Source organism: Novosphingobium sp. 18050 (assembly GCF_902706195.1).
Classification (GTDB): Bacteria; Pseudomonadota; Alphaproteobacteria; order Sphingomonadales; family Sphingomonadaceae; genus Novosphingobium.
Map to the genome: position 1 here is coordinate 1 of NZ_CACSJO010000048.1, position 19,860 is coordinate 19,860.

At 64.8% G+C, this 19,860-nt stretch carries 20 protein-coding genes and 1 tRNA gene; 12 read left to right on the forward strand and 9 right to left on the reverse strand.

The genetic code is table 11. The features are described 5' to 3' along the window. Window positions 1-41: 41 nt before the first annotated feature. The 7 genes from GVL61_RS23495 to GVL61_RS23525 all read left to right on the forward strand — a co-directional run bounded on the left by GVL61_RS23495 (window position 42) and on the right by GVL61_RS23525 (window position 7,429). Entirely contained in the window at window positions 42-428 is a 387-nt protein-coding gene (locus tag GVL61_RS23495; RefSeq protein WP_159987298.1) for a DUF983 domain-containing protein, read from the forward strand. A 236-nt stretch (window positions 429-664) separates the two neighbouring features. Next, on the forward strand, window positions 665-1,648 hold the full coding sequence (locus GVL61_RS23500) for a DUF535 family protein (protein WP_159983557.1): 984 nt from the start codon (window positions 665-667) through the stop codon (window positions 1,646-1,648). A 39-nt stretch (window positions 1,649-1,687) separates the two neighbouring features. After that, on the forward strand, window positions 1,688-2,344 hold the full coding sequence (locus GVL61_RS23505; RefSeq protein ID WP_159983559.1) for a hypothetical protein: 657 nt from the start codon (window positions 1,688-1,690) through the stop codon (window positions 2,342-2,344). A gap of 149 nt (window positions 2,345-2,493) precedes the next feature. Next, the gene (locus tag GVL61_RS23510; protein ID WP_159983561.1) at window positions 2,494-3,492 is read left to right on the forward strand and encodes a 2-hydroxyacid dehydrogenase; all 999 of its coding nucleotides are present in this window, start codon (window positions 2,494-2,496) and stop codon (window positions 3,490-3,492) included. Between the two features lie 115 nt (window positions 3,493-3,607). Beyond that, window positions 3,608-6,037, forward strand: coding sequence for a DUF3772 domain-containing protein (locus GVL61_RS23515; protein ID WP_159983563.1), 2,430 nt, complete (start codon window positions 3,608-3,610; stop codon window positions 6,035-6,037). A 7-nt stretch (window positions 6,038-6,044) separates the two neighbouring features. Next, window positions 6,045-6,506 carry a hypothetical protein gene (locus tag GVL61_RS23520; protein WP_159983565.1) on the forward strand — a complete coding sequence of 154 codons (462 nt, stop codon included), beginning with the start codon at window positions 6,045-6,047 and terminating at the stop codon, window positions 6,504-6,506. Window positions 6,507-6,565: 59 nt separating this feature from the next. Then, the gene (locus tag GVL61_RS23525; protein WP_159983567.1) at window positions 6,566-7,429 is read left to right on the forward strand and encodes an ImmA/IrrE family metallo-endopeptidase; all 864 of its coding nucleotides are present in this window, start codon (window positions 6,566-6,568) and stop codon (window positions 7,427-7,429) included. A gap of 89 nt (window positions 7,430-7,518) precedes the next feature. Here GVL61_RS23525 and GVL61_RS23530 read toward each other — a convergent pair. Both GVL61_RS23530 and GVL61_RS23535 read right to left on the reverse strand, forming a co-directional pair. Then, a tRNA-Met gene (locus tag GVL61_RS23530) sits at window positions 7,519-7,595 on the reverse strand. A gap of 107 nt (window positions 7,596-7,702) precedes the next feature. Beyond that, window positions 7,703-8,251, reverse strand: coding sequence for a 2'-5' RNA ligase family protein (locus GVL61_RS23535; protein ID WP_235037876.1), 549 nt, complete (start codon window positions 8,249-8,251; stop codon window positions 7,703-7,705). Window positions 8,252-8,340: 89 nt separating this feature from the next. On the opposite strand from GVL61_RS23535, the gene GVL61_RS23540 reads away from it, so the two are divergent. Then, window positions 8,341-8,751 (forward strand): sugar transporter, encoded by a 411-nt coding sequence (locus GVL61_RS23540; RefSeq protein ID WP_159983569.1) that lies wholly within the window; start codon window positions 8,341-8,343, stop codon window positions 8,749-8,751. Window positions 8,752-8,755: 4 nt separating this feature from the next. Here GVL61_RS23540 and mltG read toward each other — a convergent pair whose 3' ends face one another. The 5 genes from mltG to aspS all read right to left on the reverse strand — a co-directional run bounded on the left by mltG (window position 8,756) and on the right by aspS (window position 13,974). Further along, window positions 8,756-9,730 (reverse strand): endolytic transglycosylase MltG, encoded by a 975-nt coding sequence (gene mltG / locus GVL61_RS23545; RefSeq protein WP_159983571.1) that lies wholly within the window; start codon window positions 9,728-9,730, stop codon window positions 8,756-8,758. A 5-nt stretch (window positions 9,731-9,735) separates the two neighbouring features. Then, window positions 9,736-11,001 (reverse strand): beta-ketoacyl-ACP synthase II, encoded by a 1,266-nt coding sequence (gene fabF / locus GVL61_RS23550; protein WP_159983573.1) that lies wholly within the window; start codon window positions 10,999-11,001, stop codon window positions 9,736-9,738. Window positions 11,002-11,211: 210 nt separating this feature from the next. Then, window positions 11,212-11,448, reverse strand: a complete 237-nt coding sequence (locus GVL61_RS23555) for an acyl carrier protein (RefSeq protein WP_007679564.1) — start codon at window positions 11,446-11,448, stop codon at window positions 11,212-11,214. Window positions 11,449-11,534: 86 nt separating this feature from the next. Beyond that, complete coding sequence (locus GVL61_RS23560) at window positions 11,535-11,951, reverse strand: VOC family protein (RefSeq protein ID WP_159983575.1); 417 nt, start codon at window positions 11,949-11,951, stop codon at window positions 11,535-11,537. Window positions 11,952-12,147: 196 nt separating this feature from the next. Next, complete coding sequence (gene aspS, locus GVL61_RS23565) at window positions 12,148-13,974, reverse strand: aspartate--tRNA ligase (RefSeq protein ID WP_159983577.1); 1,827 nt, start codon at window positions 13,972-13,974, stop codon at window positions 12,148-12,150. Between the two features lie 183 nt (window positions 13,975-14,157). Here aspS and GVL61_RS23570 point away from each other — a divergent pair, with 183 nt between their 5' ends. The 3 genes from GVL61_RS23570 (at window position 14,158) to GVL61_RS23580 (ending at window position 17,089) form a co-directional block, all read left to right on the forward strand. Continuing rightward, complete coding sequence (locus tag GVL61_RS23570; protein WP_159983579.1) at window positions 14,158-14,505, forward strand: hypothetical protein; 348 nt, start codon at window positions 14,158-14,160, stop codon at window positions 14,503-14,505. Between the two features lie 66 nt (window positions 14,506-14,571). Beyond that, the gene (gene rnd, locus GVL61_RS23575) at window positions 14,572-15,846 is read left to right on the forward strand and encodes a ribonuclease D (protein WP_235037877.1); all 1,275 of its coding nucleotides are present in this window, start codon (window positions 14,572-14,574) and stop codon (window positions 15,844-15,846) included. A gap of 346 nt (window positions 15,847-16,192) precedes the next feature. Continuing rightward, complete coding sequence (locus GVL61_RS23580; RefSeq protein WP_159983581.1) at window positions 16,193-17,089, forward strand: hydrogen peroxide-inducible genes activator; 897 nt, start codon at window positions 16,193-16,195, stop codon at window positions 17,087-17,089. A 64-nt stretch (window positions 17,090-17,153) separates the two neighbouring features. On the opposite strand, the gene GVL61_RS23585 is transcribed toward GVL61_RS23580, so the two are convergent. Both GVL61_RS23585 and pgsA read right to left on the reverse strand, forming a co-directional pair. Further along, window positions 17,154-18,326 (reverse strand): MFS transporter, encoded by a 1,173-nt coding sequence (locus GVL61_RS23585; protein WP_159983589.1) that lies wholly within the window; start codon window positions 18,324-18,326, stop codon window positions 17,154-17,156. A gap of 146 nt (window positions 18,327-18,472) precedes the next feature. After that, window positions 18,473-19,066, reverse strand: a complete 594-nt coding sequence (gene pgsA, locus GVL61_RS23590; protein WP_159983583.1) for a CDP-diacylglycerol--glycerol-3-phosphate 3-phosphatidyltransferase — start codon at window positions 19,064-19,066, stop codon at window positions 18,473-18,475. A gap of 133 nt (window positions 19,067-19,199) precedes the next feature. Here pgsA and GVL61_RS23595 point away from each other — a divergent pair. Then, the coding region (locus GVL61_RS23595; RefSeq protein ID WP_368667150.1) for an MFS transporter at window positions 19,200-19,860 on the forward strand (661 nt) is incomplete at its 3' end.

The following is a 19,860-nucleotide window of genomic DNA, read 5'->3' on the forward strand; positions in this document are numbered from 1 at the left end:
CCCAGGGAGAGGCCGATGCCGCGCCCAGCAAGGGCCGCTGGATATTCCACTGCGGCCTGAAGGGCCTGTGCCCGCGCTGCGGCAAGGGGCGCATGTTCCGCAAATGGCTGAAGCTGAACGACAAATGCCCTGACTGCGACCTCGACTACGGCTTCGCCGCGCCGGACGACGGCCCGGCGTTCTTCTCGCTGTGCATCGTCGCCTTTCCGCTGACCTTTTTCGCGGTCTGGTTGCAGGTGAAGTTCGAACCGCCTTTCTGGGTTCACCTGCTCACCTCGTTCCCGTTATTGGGGATCGGGTGCGTGGTGCCGCTGCAATACATCAAGGGCTGGCTGGTCGCCTCGCAATACGTGAACAAGGCGCAGGAAGCCGGAACGGAAAAGCTCTGGGCGCAGCTCAACGCCCGCGCCTCCCAACCCGACGACTGATCGCTACCCGTGACAACCGCCAAGCCACGGTAAATGTGCGACGAACTGATGGTTTAATCTGCCTAGTATATTAGCCGTATATCGACCTCGGGACCGATGTGCGACCGTGATGGCATGAACAAACAGCACCCGTCAGCCCGTCATTTCCAGCGAGGGAGTCTGGAAATTTCGAAATTCTGATCACCAGGAACGATCGGGACCGCAAGGCCTTTGACAGGGGAATCAAGAACCCTCTCATGTGGATTCTCAAGATCACGCAATATCTCATCTTTTACCCGCTGGCGGCAATATCGAGTATTTCGGCGATACTTCTCTATATTGCGTGGCTGTTCCGCACATCCAATATTGTGGCGAAGGGCGGTCTTGTCAGCACTACTCTCCAACGCATCCAGTTCATCTATGCCGGATGGCGCCATCAGGACCTGCTCGACCCCCGTGCCGGTGCCCGAAAAGCCACTTCCTTCCATCGCCGCATGCAAGCCCGGCCCAGCATGCTGGACGCGGTTATCCGGCCCTACCAGTCCACCAACTGGGACACGCGCACCCGGCTGACGAAGCTGCTCACCCACTACGAAGCCATGGTGAAGCTGCGATGGCTGTTCGATCCCCACGAAGACCGCGAAGTCACCTTGTGCCTGCTAGACGATGTCCATCCCGGGCTGCGGCTGGTGCTGGACGAGGCCATCTGGTTCAAGGACGAGGGACCGATGGTCCTCAGCCTGTTCCTCGATACTGACCGCATCTTCTCGATCGCCTTTGCCCTGCGCGAGGAGGAAGGCGGCCTTGTCGCCCATGTCGGCGCGGTGCAGGGGCGCAGCCCCCGGCACCTCCCGGACATCCTCGAACGCTACCGTGAACTGACCCGGGCCGCCCACGGCATGCGCCCGCGCGACCTGCTCATCGAACTGTTCCGCACCCTGTGCGCCAGCCTTGCCGTGTCCCATATTCTCCTCGTATCCGACGCGTACCAGCAGCACCGCGATCCTTACTTCGGCCAGAGCCGGGACGATGTGCGGGCCTGCTACGACGATGTCTGGCTCGAGCGCGGCGCGGTACGCATCGATGAGACCATGTTCGAGCTGCCGCTGCATGCCAACTTGCGCACGCCGGACCAGATTCCACCCCGAAAACGCGGCCTCTACCGGCGCCGGTATCATATGCTGGCGGCAATCTCGGGCCGGATGACCGAAACCCTCGCGCATCTGGCCGGGCGCGCATGATCGCAGCGCCCGGCTCCCGCAAAGCAGGAAGGGCGTAAAATGCTGGCCAGCCTTCGCAACCGCAACCTCAGCGCGAGGCTGCTCCAGCCCGCTGACGAATTATGGGACTGGCGCCTGGGCGTCAGCACATTCGGACATCACCCGGGGTCCGGCGCTCCGGGCGAGCGCGAATGGTATCTCCACTATATCCCCTCCCCCTACCGCGACATCTTCGACGTACTTTCCCTGGCGGCCCTGCAGGAGGACGATACCGTCACCGATCTGGGCTGCGGACTGGGCCGCGTCGTGTTCGCCGCCAGTCATCGCGGCGCACGGCGGGCGGAGGGGGTCGAACTGATCCCGGCGCTCGCCGGCAAGGCGCAGAGCAACCGGACGGCCAGCCGCCTGCAAAATAAGGACATCGCCTTTTTCCAGGGCAACGTCCTCGACCACGACCTCAGCCGCACGACCCTGATCTACATGTTCCACAGCTTCGGCCACCAGATCGTCGCCGAAGTCCTGGACAAGGCAAGGCACGACCGCCGCACGGTCAGCGCCTCCCGCCCCTTGCGCATTGCCTACGTGAACCCGGTATGTGACGACGTGATCGCCGACACCGGCTGGTTCCGCTGCCTCGGCAGCATGCCCGAAAAGCGGCAATGGCTGTCGAGCGCACTGCATTACCGCACGACCCTATGGGTATCGACCGATTGTTGAAACGCATGGTGCGAAGACACAAACCGTGCTGATCCGGCGCGTGAGGCGCGCCCCTCGCAGGAGCGACGGCGGGACGCCAACGAACATGGGACGAGCCGGAATGCTTCCCTGATCGACTTCGCCATCGGACGGAACTACCCTGCCGCCCCATGGACATCGCGATCTACGGCACCAAGACCTATGACCGGCACTTCCTGGCCGCCGCCGGGCCCGACCGGTTCAGCTTGCGCTTCCTCGAAGTGCCGCTGGGCCGGGATACTGCGCAGCTGGCGGCAGGGTGCGAGGCGGTCTGCGTTTTCGTGAATGACGTGGTCGATCGGCCCGTAATCGAACAGCTCGCCGCGCTGGGCGTAAGGATCGTGGCGCTGCGCTGCGCGGGGTACAACAACGTCGATCTCGCAGCGGCGGGGGAGCGGGGCATCACCGTGGTGCGCGTGCCCGCCTATTCACCCCATGCCGTCTCAGAATTCACCATCGGCCTGCTGCTCTCGCTCGACCGCAAGATTCACCGGGCCTGGTCGCGTGTGCGTGACAACAATTTCGCGCTCGATGGACTGGTAGGACGCAACCTGCACGGGCGGACCGCCGGCGTCGTCGGCACCGGCCAGATCGGTGCGCTGGTCGCCCGCGCGCTGCGTGCCGGGTTCGGCTGCGAAGTGCTGGCGAGCGACCCGGTCGTTGATCCCGCACTGGTCGACATCGGCGTGCGCTATGTCCCGCGCGAGGTCTTGCTGCGCGAGGCCGATATCATATCGCTGCACTGCCCGCTCACCCCCGACACCCGCCACCTGATCGACGCCGAGGTACTGGCGACCGCGCGGCCCGGCGTGGTGATCGTGAACACCAGCCGGGGGGCCCTGATCGATGCGGCTGCCCTCATCGAGGCACTCAAGCGCAAGCGGGTCGGCGGCGTCGCGCTGGACGTCTACGAACAGGAAGCGGGCATCTTCTTCGACGACCTGTCGAGCGAGATCATCGACGACGACGTGCTGCAACGCCTCCTCACCTTCCCCAACGTGCTGATGACCGGGCATCAGGCCTTCCTGACGGAGGAAGCCCTTACCGCGATCGCCGCCACCACGCTGCGCAGCATCGGCGACTTCATGGATGGCAAGCCGCTGGCCGAGGGGGTTCGCCTGCAGGTATGAACCGCCGCCCGCCGCCTTTACCGCAAGGCGCAGCGCCCCTGCCGTTTGGCACTTGCACAAATCGCTTCGAGCGGCTCACGCTGCGCCCCGCCTCCCCCAATTCGAGATTTCACGAATGCGCGCCCTCTACCGCCTGATCCTTGCCCTTCTCCTGTTCACGGGAGGCGCGGCCCATGCCCAGGTCGCGTCCACGGCAGAGCAGTCCAGCCAGATCAAGCAGGCGGAAGCGGACCTGCGCGATGTCGACCGTGCCCTCGACACCCGCGTCGACGCCGAAGAACGCGCCGCGCTACGTACCAAAGCTCTCGCCGCGCAATCAGCCGCCCGGACCGCCGGGGGCCAGCTGGAAGAGCAGATCGCGCTCATCGATGCCCGCGTTGCCGGGCTCGGTCCTGTCACCGAAGGCGTCGCCGAAGCGCCCGATATCCAGCAGCAGCGTGCACGCCTCGCCAAGACCCGGGCGACAGTCGACGCCGCCGCCAAGCGCGGTAGGCTCGCCGATGTCGAAGCGCAGCAGCTGATCGGGGAACTGGACCGTGGCCAGGCCGAGCAGCTCAACGAAACCCTGTCGACGCGCGTCGAATCGCCGCTTTCGCCCACCTTCTGGAGCCACCTGCTGGCCGCCGCCCCGCGCGACATGCGGCGCGTCGACTTGTTCGTGTCGCAAGGCGTCGAACAGATCGGTCAGCATTGGCGAGGCGGGCTGCCGTGGCAGGCGCTGCTGGGCGTTGCCCTGGCCTTTGCGCTGATGTTCCCGATTCGGGTCGCCGGACGGGAGTTCGGCCAGCGCTACCTGATCGGGACTGCACCCGGCCATCGTGTCCGCCGTTCGCTCTATGCGCTGTGGCGCGTATTCGTCGGTACAGCGGCCCCGCTGCTGGCGGCCTTCGTGCTGGTACAGGGCCTGCGCTGGGGCGGCCTGTTCCCGAAGCGCTGGGACGACCTGCTCGATGGCTTCGTCGCCGCCAGCGGGTTCGCCGCCTTCATTGCTTCGCTTGCCGGCGCAGTGCTGATGCGCAAGCAGCCTTCATGGCGGATCGCACCGATCGCGGATGAGACCGCCCGCCGCGTCCATCCGCTGATCCTGATTATGGTGGGCATCGCCTTCGCCTGCATCCTGCTCGATGCCTTCAACCAGGCCGTGGGTGCCAGTCCGACCGCGCTCGCCGCCTGGCAAATGGCCGAGGCGCTGGTCCATCTGCTGTGGATCGGCTCCTTCCTGCTCCTGCTCGGCCGTCTGCGCGCAGACGCAGCGGCTCAGGAACACGCAGACGACGTCGGCGTGGAAACGTCCTCCACCGGGGCGGGACTGGCCGTACTCACTTTGGTGACCTGGGCACTCGTCCTCACCGCCCTGTTCGCCCTGGCTTGTGGCTATGTCGGCCTCAGTGTGTTCATCGCCCGGCTGATCATCTGGATCGCCGTATTGGCTGCGGCACTTTACCTGCTGCTGGGCACCGCCGACGACGCTGCGACCACGGTGTTCAGCCGCCACAGCCCGCTGGGCATCGCCCTCACCCGCAGCGTGGGCCTGCGCGGCAGCCTGGTGGACCAGTTCGGCGTCCTGATCTCGGGCGCATTGCGCATCTTTCTCGTGCTGGTCGCGCTGGGCATGCTGATGACCCCGTTCGGCGGCGGCGGCGGGATCGGCAGCTTTTTCGGACGGCTCGGTGCTTTCGCGCAAGGGATCGAGATCGGCGGCGTCGCCATCTCGCCGGGTGCGATCATCCGCTCGGCGCTGGTGCTGACGGTCGGCCTCGCCCTTGTTCGCGCTTTCATGAGCTGGCTGGAAAAGCGTTATCTTCCGGCGACCGACCTCGACGGTTCTGCGCGCAACTCAGCCGGACTGGTCGCCCGCTATGTCGGCATTGCGCTGGCGATCATCTGGGCACTGGCCTCGCTGGGGATCGGAGTGGAGCGGATCGCGCTGCTGCTCTCGGCGCTGTCGGTCGGCATCGGCTTCGGCCTTCAGGCGATCACCCAGAACTTCGTCTCGGGCCTGATCCTGCTTGCCGAACGCCCCATCAAGATCGGCGACTGGGTGCGCGTGGGCACCGACGAAGGCGACGTCAAACGCATCAGCGTGCGCTCCACCGAGATCACCCTCGCCGACCATTCGACGCTGATCGTCCCCAATTCCGAACTCATAACCAAGACCGTGCTCAACAAGACGCTTTCGAGCCCGCTCGGGCGTATCCAGATCCAGTTCTCGGTGCCCCTCGAAACCGAGGTGGACAAGGTCCTGGGGATCGTCCTGGGTACATTCTCGGCTGAACCGGCAGTGCTGGAGACCCCCGGTCCGGCGGCATTCGTCGATTCCATCGCGGACGGGCGCATCCTGTTCAACTGCTTCGCCCACGTCGCCTCGCCGCGCGATGTCTACCGCGCCCGCAGCAATGTGTTCCTCGTCCTGCTGCGACGTTTCGGCGACGAAGGCATAGACATCGGCACCGTGGCCCAGCGGCTGGAGCTTCTGTCGAGCGACCGCACGGCGATCGAGGATGGCGGCCGCAAGGACACTGCGCCGCAGCCGCCCGCAACCTGACGCTGCGATGCTGAGCAAGGCCAAACAGGCAAACTTCGACCTCGAGCAGGCGCGGGAAATGCGCGCGGCCGGCCTTTCCTATCGAGAAATCGCCCGCAAACTGGCCCTTACCGGCAACCAGCTTGCCCGCATCCGCCGCGCGTTGAAGCGGGCAAAGGCATCGCGCACAAGGCTGCGTGCAAAAGACCCCGACGCCACAGATCGCGATCTGCTCATCAGCCAGTCGGTCCTGCCGTCCGGCTTGCGCCAAACCTTGAAGGCAGCCGGCTTTCGGACCTTGGGCGATCTGGCGCGGAGCATCGCCGACCCGGATTTCCCCGGACTGGAGGCCCTTCCCGGCATAGGTCGGCACAGGGCGCAGATGGTGAACGGATTGCTCGACCACCATGGCCTCTTGCCCGGCCCCGTCGACCTGCAGGCCGCAGTAGAAGCCCTTTTCCCGGAATTCCAGGATTCCGGGCGCAGCTAAGTGCTTCCAGGTCACCGCGATTGTCGCGCTTCCCTCGCGTTTGCGATACGGGCTGGGGAATGAAAAATGCTGCCCTGCTGAAAGACCTCGCCAATTGCGCTTCTCCTGAGACGCTGCTTGCGGCGATCCTGAGGCACTATCCGCAGCTAAGCGCACCGATAGACGTCGAAGCCATCGCGCGCAGTGCAGGCATCACCGAATTTCACGACCTCGATGCTCAAGGCGCTGCGAGCGCCCTGATGGCCGATATCGCCAAGACACAGGGCATCATTTCGACGGCAGCAGGCATCTCCGCGCCGCGCCGCCGCTTTGCCATTGCGCATCAACTCGGCCATTTCCTCATCAAGGCGCAGCGCGGGGACAGGCATTGCACAGCCCGCGATCTGGCAGAAAACCGGCGCGATACGCCCCGCCGCAAGGAGGAGATGCAGGCCAACCGCTTTGCCGCCGGACTGCTGATGCCCAAGCCGCTGTTCGCCCGCTTCGTCACCGACCTCGGAAAGCCGACCGTCACCCACCTGCCTACCATCGCCGCCGCTTACGGCGTCACGCTGGAAGCAGCAGTCAGCCGCTATGCCGACCTCACCCAGACGACATGCGCATTCGTGTTCATCAAGGACGGTACAATTCGGTTCACAAGGCCGTCACGCTCATTCCCAGCGCTCTGCGTGCGTTCCGGAGATACCGCGCCCGAAGCGGTCGGCGCTGCTGGGGCGGACGATGGAACAGCCTGGGCTTCAGCCGACGTGCGCGACTGGCTTACGATCGCCCGGGACGTCCGCCAGCCCAAGCTCGCCTTCCAGACGCTGCGCAAGGCGAACGGCTTCCAACTCGTGATGCTGTTCGTCGACGCCGCAGCGGAACGCCGCGCGGATGAGGAGGCAGAAAAGCAGGCCAATGAAAGACCTAGGTTCGGTCGATGAAGCCAGATAAGGCCAAATACGCCATTTGCCGTAGCCGCCCGCACCCCGGTACGGGCCACTTCCCGGGATACTGCTAAATTTTTGAAAAGTGGTAGCGGAGGAGGGACTCGAACCCCCGACACGCGGATTATGATTCCGCTGCTCTAACCAGCTGAGCTACTCCGCCACATCAAGGCCGTCCCGCAGGATGGCTCGATCTGGTGCACCGTTGCTGCGGTGCAGGCCGCGTCCTTAGGTAAGTGACTGGCATCGGTCAACACTGAAAAAGCACCTTTAGCCACGAAAGGTGACAACACGGATCGGGCGCCACAATCCGTCCTCCCACGCATAGAGCCCGAAGCCCCGGAAGCGAAAGGAAACGGGCTGCAATTGCACACCCAGTTCCGCCTGAAGCGCGCGGGCAGCCTGGGTGGTCACCTTGTTCTGGATCGTCACGTGAAGGCGCAGCGGCTGGGCATCCTGCTGGGTCAGCAGGCCGTGCATCCGCTCCGCGATGGCGCCGTGGAGCTCGACCATCGCCGCGCTCTCCACCGCAAGCGCGGTGCCGGTGTCCAACTTCATCAGTCCGCAGATTCGCGCTGGCGGCGCAGGCGCCCTGGCGAGGGCGCGCAGCACGTCGATCAGTTCTTCCTCCACCGACGGCGGCAGAGCGTGGAACAAGGTGACGTGGGCCCGCAGGCGGTTGCGCTCGGGCGGGTAGTGGGCCCGGCGCAGGGCGTCGGTCCAGGCGAGTACGTCGTCCGGCAGTTCAGCGGTGACGAGCAGCGGTGCACCAGCCTTGCGCGGGCCGGTCGCGATCCAGTCGGGTACAGGTTTGCTCACGCCGCTTCTGCCATCGATCCCGATTGCCAGAATGCCCGGTGCGGCGCAAAGTTCATCGCGCGGAAAGTTGCAGGGCCGGGGAGAACGTCATGCGCGCATTCTGGATCATCGCCACAGCCATCCTGGCTTGGAACCTGCTCGGCGATATCGCCTATGTCATGCAGGCCAGCGCCGACCTCGATAGTCTCGCCAGGTCAGACCCCGTCACTGCCGATGCCTTCCGCTCCATGCCCGGATGGGCCTGGATCGCCTATGCTGCCGCGGTATGGCTCGGTACGCTGGGCGCGGTGCTTCTGCTCACCCGGCGCAAGGCGGCATGGATATGCTTCGCGCTTTCGCTTGCGGGCGTGGTTGTCCAGTTCGGCTGGAGTTTCCTGGGCTTCGGCATGGTCGCGGCCAAGGGCTGGTCGACGGCGATCTTCCCCGCCGTGATCTTCGCGATCACCCTCGCCTCGCTGCTCTACGCCCGCCGCAAGGCAGCGGACGGGACGCTGCGCTGAAGCCTTACAGTTCGCCGCGCTGGCGGCGGATCGCGAACCACTTGGCGACGTTGCTGTTGTGCTCGGCCAAAGTGTCGGCGAAAGCGTGTCCGCCGGTGCCGTCGGCGACCATGTAGAGCGCATTGGTCTTGGCCGGATTCAGTACCGCCGCGATCGATTCGCGGCCCGGGTTGGTGATCGGGTGCTTGGGCAGGCCGACCATCGTATAGGTGTTGTAGTCGTTGACCGCCTGAATCTCCGACTGGAGGATGCGGCGGCCCAGGCGCTTGCCCTTGGTGATCGGATAGATGATCGTCGGGTCGGCCTGAAGCAGCATTCCGGTCTTGAGACGGTTGGAATAGAGCCCGGCAACCATGCGGCGTTCGGAGGGCTTTCCAGTTTCCTTCTCGACGATGGAGGCCAGGATCAGCGCCTGCTCCGGCGTCTTGACGACGAGGTCCGGCGCGCGCTTGTCCCACAGTTCCTTGATGGTGCGGCTCATCGCCGCCTGCATCCGGCGCAGCACTGCCTCACGCGGTTCGCCGCTTTCGATGGGATAGCTGTCCGGCAGGACCGAGCCCTCGGCGGGCGAGGTCACGTCGCCCGTCAGCGCGGTCTGCGCCTTGAGCCGTTCGTAGACCATGATCGAGGGCATGCCCTCGGGCACGGTGACGAGACGGCGCACGAAATCGTCGCTGGAGATGATCGCCAGCACGCGCGATGCGCTGGCGTGGGCGGGAATCGCGAACTCGCCTGCCTTGATCCCGCCGCCGCCGCCAAAAACGCGGGCCCGCAGCGTAAACCCGCTCGCCGAGCGGATCACGCCTGTTTCCTGCAGCCTGTCAGCAATCACACCCAGGCTGGCGCCGTTGGGAACGGTGAAGTGCTGGTCCTTCTCCAGCGGACCGGAACCGTACCAGCCGCCAAGAAAGCTCCACAAGGCTCCGATGATAGCCACGGCGAGGACCGCTGCCAGAACGCATCCACGCCGGGACATCATCGGTGTCAGTCTTCTACCCGGCGCAGCACCAGGCTGGCGTTGGTGCCGCCAAAGCCGAAGCTGTTGTTCAGCACGGCGCGCACTTCACGCTTCTTGGCGACGTGCGGTACCAGGTCGACGCCCGCGCAGCCGTCGCTCGGGTTATCGAGGTTCAGCGTCGGGGGGACGATCTGGTCACGCATCGCCAGGATGCAGAAGATCGCCTCGACAGCGCCCGCGCCGCCCAGAAGGTGGCCGATCGCAGACTTGGTCGAGCTCATCGAGACGTTGTCGATGGCGTCGCCGAACAGGCGGCGCACCGCGCCCAGTTCCAGCTCGTCGCCCAGCGGGGTCGAGGTGCCGTGGGCGTTGATGTAGTCGATGTCCTTGGGTTCAAGGCCCGCCTTGCGCAGCGCCATCGCCATCGAGCGGAACGCGCCCGAGCCTTCCGGGTGCGGCGCAGTAACGTGGTGGGCATCGCCCGACAGACCGTAGCCGATGACTTCGGCATAGATCTTCGCGCCGCGTGCCTTGGCGTGCTCGTATTCCTCAAGCACGACGACGCCAGCGCCCTCGCCCATCAGGAAGCCGTCGCGGTCCTTGTCGTAAGGGCGGCTGGCCTTCTCGGGCTCGTCGTTGAACGAGGTCGAAAGGGCCCGCGCCTGCGCGAAGCCGGCGATGCCGATCGGGCAGATGGTGCTTTCCGCGCCGCCGGCCAGCATGATGTCGGCGTCGCCGTCCTTGATCATGCGCGCAGCGTCGCCGATCGAGTGGGCGCCGGTCGAGCAGGCGGTGACGACGGCGTGGTTCGGGCCCATCAGGCCGTACTTGATCGAAACCTGACCCGAGATCAGGTTGATGAGGCGGCCATGGACGAAGTGCGGCGAAACGCGGCTCGGCCCCTTGGCGGCGAGGACCAGCGATTCGCTTTCGATGCCCGGCAGGCCGCCGATACCCGAACCGATCGAGCAACCGGCCATGTAGCGGGTTTCCTCGTCCATCTCGGTGAGGCCGGCGTCTTCGATCGCCTGGCCCGCGGCATCGATGCCGAAGACGATGAACGGATCGACCTGGCGCTGAACCTTGTGGTCGACGCGCTTGTTGGCATCGAAGCCATATTCGTGATCGGCCGGCTTCACCTCTGCGGCGATGCGGCACTTCTGGTCCGAGGCATCGAACTTCGTGATCGGCCCGGCGCCGGACTTGCCGGCAAGGATGTTGGCCCAGGTCGTTTCGACGTCAGCCCCCAGCGGGGTGACAAGACCAAGTCCGGTTACGACGACGCGACGCATTATGCTCTCCGACATGCGATTTGCCCGAAGCCTGCGATCATTCGAAAATTTGCGAATGCCCGAGACTGCGGCTGCCTGAAACAGAATAGTTGCCCGAAACGGCGACAGGCCCGCCCCCTTAGAGGTCGAGCCTGTCGATTTCAATCCGGGTGTGCGCCGTGCCCCATTCGCCCGCGCAAACGGACGAAGGGTCAGCGGCGGCAGCCTGAATCAGCCCTTGTTCTCTTCGATGTACTTGATGGCATCGGAGACGGTGCTGATCTTCTCGGCTGCGTCGTCGGGGATTTCGACGCCGAATTCTTCTTCGAAGGCCATGACCAGCTCGACGATGTCGAGCGAGTCTGCGCCCAGATCATCGATGAAGCTTGCGTCTTCGGTGACCTTCTCGGCTTCAACGCCCAGATGCTCGACGACGATCTTCTTAACCCGATCGGCGGTATCGCTCATGTGTATAGACCCCTTCAAAAATTCGGAGGATTGGTAATTCGACAGCCGCCCTAATCACTGGGCGGCGCGCTGGCAAGGGGCTTGGGTTAAACCCCGAAGGCCACATGACCTGCGTTATCCACGGTCCATGCAGGATTCCAAGCGATTTCCCATGCATTGCCATCGGGATCGGCCACATATCCACGATAACCGCCATGCGCGGGGGCATCCGCAGCCCGCAGCAGCATCGCACCCGCCGCGACGAGCCGAGCCAGCCTTGCGTCGACCGCTTCTGCGCTTTCGAGGTTGTGCGCCAGCGCGAAACTGCCCGCCGGCGCGCATGGGCGGTCCATATCCGCTTCGAGCTGGGCCTTGTCCCACAGCCCGAAAACGAATCCGTTCATCTGGAAAAAGGCCACGTCGTCCTGCTCGAAGACCGGCTCCCAGCCGAATCCTTCGCGGTAGAAGGCTTTGGCGCGAGGTACGTCAGTGACGCCCAGGGTGATGAGGGAGATGTGCTGCATGGAGGGGCAACGCCGCAGCGCGCGGCGCGGTTCCTCGGGTCCGAGGCCGGGCGGCGGGCCGGAGCCGCGATGGACAGGTCCAGGCGCACGACCGGAGTGGATGACAGGATATGGAACCTATTTGGTTATTGTCATCAGGTCGCCATGGAATGCAGGCCCGTCGTCCCGGACCTGATCCGGGACGACGGCCTTCAACTCACCCCGCGTCGGGGGCGACAACCTTGCCGGCTGCCGGAGCCGCCTGCTTCGTCGGCTCCACGACGCGCATGTGCAGTTCGCGCAGCTGCTTGTGCTCGGCGGGCGTCGGGGCACCCATGAGCAAGTCTTCGGCGCGCTGGTTCATCGGGAACAGCGAGATTTCGCGCAGGTTCTGCGCGCCGCACAGCAGCATCACGACGCGGTCCACGCCCGCTGCCATGCCGCCGTGAGGCGGGGCGCCGTACTGGAACGCACGATAAAGGCCGCCGAAGCGCTCTTCCACGTCTGCCTGTGTCAGGCCGGTCATCTCGAACGCCTTGACCATCAGTTCGGGCGACTGGTTACGAATCGAACCCGAAGCAATCTCGAAGCCGTTGCAGACCAGATCGTACTGGAATGCCTTGATGGTCAGCGGGTCCTGGTTCTCCAGCGCGTCCATGCCGCCCTGCGGCATCGAGAACGGGTTGTGCGCAAAGTCGACCTTCTTGTTGTCCTCGTCCCATTCGTAGAACGGGAAGTCGACGATCCAGCACAGCTCGAAGCGGTCCTTGTCGATCAGGTCGAGCTGCTCGCCCACGCGGGTACGCGCAAGGCCGGCCAGCTTGGCAGCCTGCTCTTCCTTGCCGGCGGCGAAGAACACGCCGTCATTGGCGCCAAGGCCCAGCGCCGCGATGAGGGCTGCGGTCTTTTCCTCGCCGTGGTTCTTGGCGATCGGGCCGCCGGGGACGCCGTCCTTGATGTTGATGTAGCCAAGGCCCGAGAAGCCCTCGCCGCGTGCCCAGTTGTTCATGTCGTCGAAGAACTTGCGGCTGCCCGCGCCTGCGCCCGGCGCCGGGATGGCGCGGATCGTGCCGCCATTGGCGACGATGCCGGCGAAGATGCCGAAGCCCGATTCGACGAAGTGCTCGCTCACGTCCTTGATGAGCAGCGGATTGCGCAGGTCCGGCTTGTCCGAACCATAGTCCAGCATCGACTGCGCGTGCGGAATGCGGCGGAACTCACCCGAGGGGGTGACCGGCTTGCCTTCGGCGAAACCGGCGAAGATGCCCTGAAGCACCGGCTCCATGGTCTCCCAGATCTCTTCCTGGGTAACGAAGCTCATTTCCAGGTCGAGCTGGTAGAATTCGCCCGGCAGGCGGTCGGCGCGCGGATCTTCGTCGCGGAAGCACGGCGCGATCTGGAAGTAACGGTCGAAACCGGCGACCATGAGCAGCTGCTTGTACTGCTGCGGCGCCTGCGGCAGCGCGTAGAACTTGCCCGGATGGATGCGGCTGGGGACCAGAAAGTCGCGCGCGCCTTCGGGGCTGGAAGCGGTCAGGATCGGCGTAGAATATTCTGTGAAACCAATGCCTTCCATGCGGCGGCGCATGTCCGAGATGATCTTCGTACGCTTGACGATGTTGGCGTGCAGCGTCTCGCGGCGCAGGTCGAGGAAGCGGTACTTGAGGCGGATGTCCTCAGGGTACTCCTGCTCGCCCGCCACCGGCATCGGCAGCTCCTCGGCGCGGCTGATCACCGTGGCGGCGCGGGCGTAGACCTCGATCTCGCCGGTGGCGAGGTTCGGGTTCGCGGTGCCGGCGGCGCGCGCCTTCACATTGCCCTCGATGGTGACGACGGATTCGATGCGCAGCGAATCGAGCAGCGGAAACGCCTCGCTGTCGGTGTCGGCGACGATCTGGGTCAGGCCGTAATGGTCGCGCAGATCGACGAAGAGGACGCCGCCATGGTCGCGCTTGCGGTGTACCCAGCCCGAAAGGCGGACGGTCTGGCCAACCTCGGTCGCACCGAGAGCGCCGCAGGTGTGAGAGCGATAGGGATGGGTCATGGCGGGTTCGTGCTCTTCAAATAGTCTAATTCAGATAGTGGGCGGCCCTAGTCGAGTGTGCCGGCGATTTCCAGACGTGGTTTTCGCCCCGCATGCGCAGCCGGAGCGGTAACGCGAAATAAATCATTGCCGTGCTAGGCTGTTTCCCAAGGGTCGCCCAACAGTTACCAGTGAGAATCACCGATGCTTGCAGACAACGATCTGGATGCGAAAGTGCACAAACGGCTCATCGACAGCGATGAACCCGCCGAAACCACGGCTTATCCTCAATGGGCGGATGCGCCCGTCGCGGCCCCGTCGGAACCGCAGCCGCAGTTCGGCGCCCTGCTCGAACTGCGCCAGCTTGCCGATCCGGAAGCGGATACCGGGCAGGACGCCGAGGCATGGCACCTGCCGCCGCCGGGCATTCACACCACCGGGTCGCAGCTGCGCCGCCAGTTCGTCACAGCCGAAAGCATTGCCCGCCTCGCCGCGCATGAGAAGCCCAATTTGGTTCGGGACCTGATCCGGCGCCTGCTGCGCCGGAAATAAACATGCGAGAAAAGGCCTACACGGGGCGTTGATCCGTCAGGCCGTTAGGCGTAACGCCCCTGTTCAATGAAAATTCACCCGCTGATAACGAAAACCGAAGAACTCGCCGATTTGTGCGCGCGCCTTGCGAAATCCGATTTCGTGGCCGTCGACACCGAGTTCATGCGTGAAAACACCTATTGGCCCGAGCTGTGCCTCGTACAGATCGCCAATACCGAGGAAGCGGCGGCGGTCGATCCGCTCGCCCCCGATCTCGACCTCAAACCCTTGTGGGACCTGCTGACCGACAATGAGGACGTCCTCAAGGTCTTCCATGCGGGCGGCCAGGACGTCGAGATCGTGTTCAACTTCACGGGGCGCACGCCGCACCCGATCTTCGACACCCAGATCGCGATGATGGCGATCAGCCAGTCCGAGCAGATCGGCTATTCCAACCTCGTCGAATCGTGGCAGGGCCTGACGATCGACAAGGGCGCCCGCTTCACCGACTGGTCGCGCCGCCCGCTGACCGACCGCCAGATCGAATATGCCATCGGCGACGTCACCCACCTTTCCAAGATCTTCCCCAAGATGCTCAAGCGCCTGATCAAGACGGGCCGCGGAGAGTGGCTGGACCAGGAAATGGAAAAGCTGGCCGACCCCGAGCATTACCGCAACGATCCGGCCCAGGCGTGGAAGCGGATCAAGGCGCCTGGCCGCAACCCGCAGGTTCTCGGCCGCCTGAAAGCCATCTCCGAGTGGCGCGAGATGGAAGCCCAGGGCAAGAACATCCCGCGTGGCCGCATCGCCCGCGACGAAACGATCGCGGACATCGCCAGCCACCCGCCCAAAACGCAAGGCGACCTCGCCAAGGTGCGCGGGCTATCGCAAGGCTGGAAGGACAACGATATCGGACGCCGCCTGATGAACGTCCTCGCCAAGGCGGAAGCCCTGCCCGACGACGAAATGCCCGCCCGCGCCCCGCGCGGCGCGCCGCTGGGCAAGGAAGGCACTCTGGTTGCCGACCTGCTCAAGCTGCTGCTCAAGATCCGCGCGCGGGAAATAGACGCTGCCTCGCGCCTGCTTGCCCGCAGCGACGAACTGGAGCTTCTGGCCGCCGGCGTGCGCAAGAACCTCAGCCTGCTGGAAGGCTGGCGCTATGAGGTGTTCGGCCGCGATGCGCTCGACCTGGTCGAAGGCAAGCTCGCCTTCGCGGTGGAGAACGGCAAACTCAAGATGACCCACGTCGACGATGCCGCCAAGGCCGCCGCTGCCGAAAAGGCAGATGCTTTTGATGAACAGCGGGCCGACGAACAGATCGGCGAAGATCTGGCTGACGAAGAGCAGTCCGGCGAGGCGTAAGCCCTGTCATGGAGAATGCGTGACAGCGCATTCTCCATGAGGACGCGGGCATCGTGCAAGGCCTCTCAGGGGTAGCTGTCGCTCCAGCATTTCTCGCAAGGCGAACGGAGCACGCAATCCACTTCGCCGTAAGCGCAGGGCCGGTGCCGAATCGGGCGCAACAATCGCCGCAGGATGCGAAAAACGGTTTCCATATCCGCGAGTTAGCATGGCCTGTGCCCGCCAGTAATGCGCGCAATACGGAATGACTATTCCCCACCGATTTTTCAGGACTTCCAGGTCCGCCCGCAGGCTGACGACGCGCTAACAGTTGGCGTCCCCGCGCGGTTCATGCGATAGGCAGCCCGTGACCGTATATCAGCCCACGCTCAAACAGCTCCAGTACCTCGTCTCGCTCCATGAGCATGGCCATTTCGGCCGGGCCGCCGATGGCTGCTTCGTCTCGCAATCGACGCTTTCTGCGGGCCTGCGCGACCTGGAAATGCTCCTTGGCGTCACCTTGGTCGAACGGACCAAGCGCGCCGTGCGCTTCACCCCGCTGGGCAATGCCGTAGTCGCCAAGGCCCACCGCATCCTGCGCGAGACCGAGGAACTCTCCGACCTCGTCCAGTCGAGCGGCAAGCCGCTCTCTGGCGAATTGCGGATGAGCGTGATCCCCACCATCGCCCCGTTCCTGCTGCCGCGTATGTTGCCGCGCCTGCGGCGCGAGCGCCCCAACCTCAAGCTGTTCCTGCGCGAGGAGCCAAGTCAGGCCGCCGTCGAATCGCTGCACCACGGCCGCGCCGACTGCGTGTTGCTCGCCCTGCCCTACACCACCGGCGAGGTGGAGAAGGAAACGATCGAGCTGGACGCCTTCTTCGTGGCCTTCCCCGGCGACGATCCGCGCATGCCGCCCGCCGAAGTGGGGGCCGACATCATCGACGAGCACCACCTGCTGCTGCTGGAAGATGGCCACTGCCTCAAGGACCATGCGCTTGCTGCGTGCAACCGGCCGGAACTGCGGGCCAGCGCGACCATGATCGGCACCAGCCTGCACACGCTGGTCCAGATGGTCGACAATGGCCTGGGCCTGACGATGCTGCCCGAGATGGCGCTGGATGCGGGGATCCTCAACGGCACCAACGTCGTGGCGCGTCCGCTGATATCGCCCAACGCCAATCGCGAGATCGCGCTGGTATGGCGCAAGAACTCACCACGTTCGGACGAATTCCGACTGCTGGCGGACGAACTGCGCGCGGGGTGACCAATACCAAGGCGCCAGGATGCCGATGCACCGCGCCTTGGGAATGCCCAATCCACGCAAGGGCTTAACCCTTGCGCCGTAGCCCCTGCAGCGCAAGGCCGACCGCCGCGATGCCGGTGCCCAGCACCGATACGCCGCTCCAGCCCCAGCCGTGCCACACTGCCGTCGCCGCGCCAGAGCTGGCGGCGCCGGCCAGGAACATCATCGCCATATAGACGGTATTGATGCGCGAGCGTGCCTCGGGGCGCAGGGCATAAATGATGCTCTGGTTCGAGACCTGACTGGCTTGCACCGCGAAATCCATCAGCAGCACGCCCACCACCAATCCGGCGATCGATTGCCACAACCCGAAGATCAGCCACGATACCAGCGTCAGCGCGCTGGCCATGACGATCACGCGGCCTGGGCCCCTGCGGTCAGCGATTCGCCCGGCGATAGGCGCGGCCAATACGCCCGCAGCGCCCAGCACGCCGAAGAGGCCCGCCGCCTCGGGTCCCATACCGAAGCGCGGTTCCTGCAGGCGCAGCGCCAGGATCGTCCAGAACACGCTGAACACGCCGAACTGGGTACACTGGGTATAGGCCGCCAGTCGCAGCGCCGGAAACTCGCGCCACAGCGCCCATAGCGAGCCCAGCAGTCCGCCATAAGTCATGCCTGTCGACTGCGGACGGCTGCGCGGCAACATCAGCGCCATCAGCCCTGCCGTTAACAGGCAGAGCGGCACCGCCAGCCAGAACATTTCGCGCCAGCCAAAAACACCGGCGACGAATCCCGCAAGGGTCCGGCTCAGCAGGATACCGCAGAGCAGCCCGGCCATGACCGTGCCGACCACCGCGCCGCGCCGCTCATCGGGCGCAAGATTGGCAGCGAAGGGGACGATCTGCTGCGCCACCGACGCGAGCAGGCCCACGCCTAGCGATGCCGCCAGCACAAGCCCCGCGCTGGGCGCGATGGCCACGAGGGCCAGCGCGAACGTCAGCGCCAGGCACTGTAGCACGATCAGCCGCTTGCGCTCGACAAGGTCGCCCAGCGGCACCAGCATGACCAGGCCCACCGCATAGCCAAGCTGGGTCGCGGTCGGCACGTAAGTGATCGCGCCGCCCGTGACGTCGCGCTCCATCAGACCGATCATCGGCTGGTTGTAATAGATATTGGCGACGGTCAGCCCGGCCGCGGCGGCCAGTGCAAAGATCAGCGGCTTGCCCATGGGGCTGGCCGATGCGGCGGGTGTCGCCATCGTCATAGAGGGGCTAGTGGCGGTAATGGCAGGCTCCTTGCCGCAGGACCTACCCTGCCGAGCCTGCGATCTAGGGTCGATGCGGCCGCAGCCAAGCGCGAGGATCGCACTGCCGGTTTACAATTGCGCAACACGCATGCACGCCGTCAGTCCATGTACTTGAGACCGGCGCGCATATAGTCCCAGCCAGTCACCAGCGTCAGCACCGCCGCAGCCCACAAGGTGGTGAGACCAACGGTATGCGGGACATTGATTTCCAGCCCGGCAACCCAGAGGTTCCACCACGGCATCGCGACGCCCAGGATCAGCGCGCCCAGCGAGATGAACTGGAACGTCGTCTTCCACTTGGCCAGGCGGCTGACCGGCACCGAAACCTGTAGCCCCCCAAGGAACTCGCGCAGGCCCGAGACGGCAATCTCGCGCACCAGGATAACCAGGCCCGCGATTACATGCGCGTCGCCCACGTAGGGGCCCCGAAGGATGCCTTGGGCCGTGAGCACAAGGATCACCGCGGCGATCATGATCTTGTCGGCAATGGGATCGAGGAACACGCCCAGCTTCGAAACCGTCCCGCTGGAACGAGCCAGATAGCCGTCGAAATAATCGGTGATGCCCATCAGGCAGTATAGCCCGAAGGCAAGGCCATAGCCGAACTCCCACTTCGGCCACCACAGCAGGAACGCCAGCAGCGGCACCGCGAAGATGCGCGAAAGGGTGAGGATGTTCGGCAGAGTAAGCATGGTGTCACCGCCATAGCCCGCAATTGCGACGGGAATAAAGTGCTCAACGGGGGTTGTGCCCCCGCCCCACCGCATTAAGTGTCGCGACGACCAGAATTTCCAGAGTTTCAAACGCCGGCGGCACGTTTCGATCATGACCACGACGACCCAACTCATCCGGGCCCGACGTTTCCTTCCCCTCTTCGTCACCCAGCTGCTCGGCGCGTTCAACGACAACCTGTTCAAGAACGCGATGATTCTCTTCGTGGTATACGAGGTGTATCACTCCGAAGCGCAGGAGGCCCGCTTCAGCGCGCTGGCCTCGGCAATCTTCATTCTCCCCTTTTTCCTGCTTTCCGCGCTCGCCGGGCAACTGGCCGACATGCGCGACAAGGCAAAACTGATCCGCATCATCAAGGGCTGCGAGATCATCATCATGCTTATCGGCGGCGCCGGACTGGCGCTGGCGTGGCAGGGTGCTTCGCTGGACAGCGTGGCAATGCCGCTGATGCTGGTCGCGCTGTTCGCGATGGGGGTGCATTCCACTTTCTTCGGCCCGATCAAGTACGCGATCCTGCCCCAGCACCTGCGCGACGGCGAAGTCCTCTCCGGCACCGGGCTGGTCGAGGCGGGCACCTATATCGCTGTGCTGGCCGGCACCATCGTCGCCGGCTGGATCAATGTCGAACATGCCGCGATCGGCGTCATCGTGGTCGCCTGCATCGGCTTCTTCGCCGGCCGGCAGGTGCCCCCCGCCCCCCCGCTATGCGAGCCCTGCCTCTTTTACACATCTCCGAGCCCACGAGACAAAACGG